General features: G+C 70.5%; 3 protein-coding genes. All 3 read left to right on the top strand.

What is annotated here, in order from left to right; all coding sequences use genetic code 11:
• On the top strand, positions 1 to 551 hold a 551-nt coding region (locus tag AB0M52_RS31475), incomplete at its 5' end, for a trehalose-6-phosphate synthase (protein ID WP_363961233.1).
• A complete protein-coding gene (gene otsB / locus AB0M52_RS31470; RefSeq protein ID WP_363961231.1) occupies positions 548 to 3154 on the top strand; it encodes a trehalose-phosphatase in 2607 nt (868 codons plus the stop codon). The genes AB0M52_RS31475 and otsB, both read left to right, overlap by 4 nt.
• 534 nt (positions 3155 to 3688) lie before the next feature.
• Positions 3689 to 4200 (top strand): hypothetical protein (locus AB0M52_RS31465; protein ID WP_363961229.1); only part of this gene is annotated, 512 nt, incomplete at its 3' end.

Here is a 4200-nt window from a genome sequence, read left to right as displayed (position 1 = left end):
CCTTCCGCGAGTTGCTGGCTGACGGAAAGTTGACAGTCCCCGACGCTGTTATGGTGCAGGTAGCCACCCCGAGCCGCGAACGCGTCGAGCACTACCAGGCCCTTCGCGTCAAGGTCGAGCGCGAGGTCGGTCGGATTAATGGCGAATTCGGCCGGGTCGGGGTACCAGCGGTGCATTATCTGCATCAGTCGTACAGTCGCACCGAACTGGCTGCGATGTACGCCGCCGCCGACGTGATGATGGTGACCCCGCTCCGAGACGGAATGAACCTGGTGGCCAAGGAGTACGTCGCGTCGAGGGCAGACCACGGGGGCGCACTCGTACTCAGTGAGTTCGCCGGCGCAGCCACCGAGCTGCGTCAGGCGTTCCTGTGCAACCCGCACGACCCCGACGCAGTGAAGGATGCTCTGCTGCGGGCCGTGCATGTGGAGAAGCCGGAGGCTCGTCGCCGTATGCGGACCATGCAACGCCATTTGCGCACCCACGATGTGGGGCACTGGGCGAAGTCCTTTCTCACCGAACTCGGTGTACCCGACCTGGAGGCGGTGTGAACGCCGCGACCGACGGCATCATCATGCCCGCGGCGGGAACCATGGATCCCGAGTTGCGGGCCGCCATCGGGCGGATCGCCCGGGTGCCCCAGCTGCTGATCGCCTGCGACTACGACGGCACCCTCGCGCCGATCGTGGAGGACCCGAGCAAGGCCGTACCGCTGCCGGAGTCGGTGGCGGCGGTGCGCGCCCTGGCCGCGCTGCCGCAGACCACCGTGGCGGTGGTCTCCGGCCGCGCGCTGCGCGACCTGGCCGCGCTCTCCCGGCTGCCCAGTGAGGTCCACCTGGTCGGCAGCCACGGCTCCGAGTTCGACATCGGCTTCGTCGAGCGGCTCTCCCCCGAGCTGATCGCCGTGCGCACCCGGCTGCGGGACGCGCTGCGCGAGATCGCCGCGGCCCATCCGGGTGTACGGCTCGAACGCAAGCCGGCCAGCGTCGCCGTGCACACCCGTGGGGTGGACCCCCAGGTGGCCGCCGCGGCCATCGAGGGGGTCCGGAGCGGCCCGGCGACCTGGGATGACGTCACCGTCACCCAGGGCAAGGAGGTCATCGAACTCTCCGTAGTGGCCACCCACAAGGGCACCGCGGTCGACCAGCTCCGGACCCAGCTCTCGGCCAGCGCGGTGCTCTTCATCGGCGACGACGTCACCGACGAGAACGCCTTCGGCAATCTGAGCGGCCCGGACCTCGGCATCAAGATCGGCCCGGGCGAGACCAAGGCCGGTTACCGGGTGGCCGAGCCGATCGAGGCCGCCCGCGCGCTCGGCCTGCTCCTGGAGACCCGCCGGCACTGGTTGTTCGGCGAGCGGGCGGTGCCGATCGAGCGGCACTCGATGCTGGCCAACGGGCGGACGGTCGCGCTGCTCACGCCCGACGCCAAGGTCAGCTGGCTCTGCCACCCCAAGCCTGACTCGGCGGCGATCTTCGCGGACCTGGTCGGCGGCAGCCCGGCCGGGCACTTCAGCGTCGCCCCGGAACGCGGCGGCATCCCGCTCGGCCAGCGGTACCGCTCGGGCACGATGACCGTGGAGACCCGCTGGTCGGGCCTCACCGTCACCGACTGGCTCGACAAGCCCGACCCCAAGGCCACCCCGGACGGGCCAGCGATCATCGCCGGCGACTCGACGCTGATCCGGCTGCTCACCGGCACCGGCCGGGCCCGGCTGGAGTTCGCGCCACGGCCGGAGTTCGCGCAGGTCGCGGTGCAGCTACAGCCGCTCGATGACGGTCTGCTGGTGCTCGGCTCCAACGAGCCCGTCGCGCTCTACTCCCCCGGCGTGCAGTGGGAGGTCAACAACGACGGCGGGTACGAGACCGCCAAGGCGGTGGTGGACCTCACCGCGCTCGGCGGGCAGGTGGTGCTGGAGCTGCGCTTCGGCACGCACAGCCTGGAACACCACCGGCTGCCGATCCACGAGCGGCAGGCCGCGGCGGAACGGCCCTGGAAGGAGTGGGTGGCCTCGCTGCGGCTGCCGACCACCGCCCGGGACCTGGTCGCCCGCAGCGCGCTGACGCTGCGCGGCCTCTGCCACGAGGCGACCGGTTCGATCCTGGCCGCGGCGACCACCTCGCTCCCCGAGGAGCTGGGCGGCGTCCGCAACTGGGATTACCGCTACTGCTGGCTGCGCGACGCCGCGATGACCGCCCGGGCCCTGGTCGACCTGGGTTCGATCACCGAGGCCGAGGCGCTGCTGCGCTGGGTGGACGGTTGTGTGGAGCGGACCGGCGGGCATCCCGAACGGCTGCACCCGCTCTACACGGTGGACGGCTACGAGCTGGGCGCCGAGGCCGTCATCGACACCCTGCCCGGCTACGCCGGCTCCCGGCCGGTACGCGTCGGCAACCTCGCCAACCACCAGCTCCAGCTGGACGTCTTCGGCCCGATCGCCGACCTGATCGCCGCCACCGCCGACGCCCGCGGCTCGGTCCGCGCCGAGGAGTGGCGGGTGCTGGAGAACATGGTCGAGGCGGTCCGCCGCCGCTGGCACGAGCCGGACCACGGCATCTGGGAGGCCCGTCTGCCACCCCGGCACCACATCTTCTCCAAGGTGATGTGCTGGATGACCGTCGACCGCGCGCTGCACGTGATGCGCCAGCACGGCGGCGAGGACCGCCCGGAATGGGTGGAGCTGCGCGACCGGATCGGCGCCAACGTGCTCGAGTACGGCTGGCACGAGCACGCCGAGGCGTACAGCGTCGCCTACGGCGACGAGGACATGGACGCCTCGTCGCTGTGGATCGGCCTGTCCGGCCTGTTGCCCGGTGACGATCCGCGCTTCCTCTCCACCGTCCTCAAGATCGAGGCGGACCTGCGCAGTGGCCCGGTCGTCTACCGCTACCACTGGGACGACGGCCTGCCCGGCCGCGAGGGCGGCTTCCACATCTGCACGGCGTGGCTGGTCGAGGCGTACCTGCGCACCGGGCGACGCACCGACGCCGAGGAGCTGTTCATCCAGATGATCGACACGGCGGGCCCGACCGGGCTGCTGCCCGAGCAGTACGACCCGCTCGCCGAGCGCGGCCTGGGCAACCACCCGCAGGCGTACAGCCACCTCGGGGTCATCCGCTGCGCACTGCTGCTGGACAACATGCTCAAGCAGTAGACCACCGCACGACCCGCGCAAAGCGGCCGGAGACAGCTGTCTCCGGCCGCTTTGCGCATCTCGGATGTGAACCTGGCGGGTTTGTCCGCCGAGGTTGCGGTGCCCGTTCCGTCCGGTGCCGCCGCGCAGCACTCCGCCCGACTGTCCGGCTAGGTGGTGAACGTCCGTTCCGTCCGGCGCTGCCGATCAGGGGCACCGGCTAATTGTCCCGCCGAGGAGCCGGATGTCCGGTTTCCGGGGTGTGGTCGGCGGGCCCGGGGCGGAATCCCCGGCGGGTGGGTGGCGTTGTATCCGGTGGCTGACCGAAGAGGGCCGCCCCGCCGCTCGCAGGCGGATGCCGCGGCCGGCGGATCCCGGGAATGACCCGCCCCGGTCGGTCGTTGAACATGGTCCCGGCGCCGCGAAGGCCCCCCGCCCGCGAGCCAGCCGGTGAATCTTCCCCTTGTCTTGCAGCGCCGTGTCGGCGCTCACCCCCGCGTGCCGATCCCCCCTTTGCCGGCGCGTGGACGTCTACCCCCGAATGGAGTTTTGATCATGAACTCGATGCTGCGTAAGAGTGTTCTGGGTGTTGCTGGTCTGGCTTTCGCCGGTGGCATGTTCGCCGGCCCGGTGGCCGCGTTCGCGGACACCCCGGTTGCGGTGAAGCCGGTCGCGGCGGTGCAGGCCGACAAGCCGGACACCAACAAGTTGATCCCGAACGGTGTGCAGGGCAAGCAGTCCCGCATCGACCTCAACGGCGAGCAGACCGGCAACGTGAAGGCGATCATCGCCGCGACGAAGAAGGCCGGTATGGACGAGCGTGCCGCGGTGGTGTCCATCGCCACGTCGTTGCAGGAGTCGAAGCTGGAGAACCTGGGTCACCTGGGTGACCGCAACGACCACGACTCGCAGGGCCTGTTCCAGCAGCGTCCGTCCAGTGGTTGGGGCACGGTCGAGCAGATCACCGACCCCGAGTACTCCACCACCGCGTTCCTGAAGGGTCTGAAGCAGGTCGACGGCTGGAAGGACATGCCGCTGACCGCCGCCGCGCAGAAGGTTCAGGTGTC

The organism is Micromonospora sp. NPDC051296 (genome assembly GCF_040682255.1).
Taxonomy (GTDB): Bacteria; Actinomycetota; Actinomycetes; order Mycobacteriales; family Micromonosporaceae; genus Micromonospora; species Micromonospora craterilacus.
The sequence above is the reverse complement of the archived record's forward strand: the minus strand, read 5'-3'. Positions and strand labels throughout refer to the sequence as shown.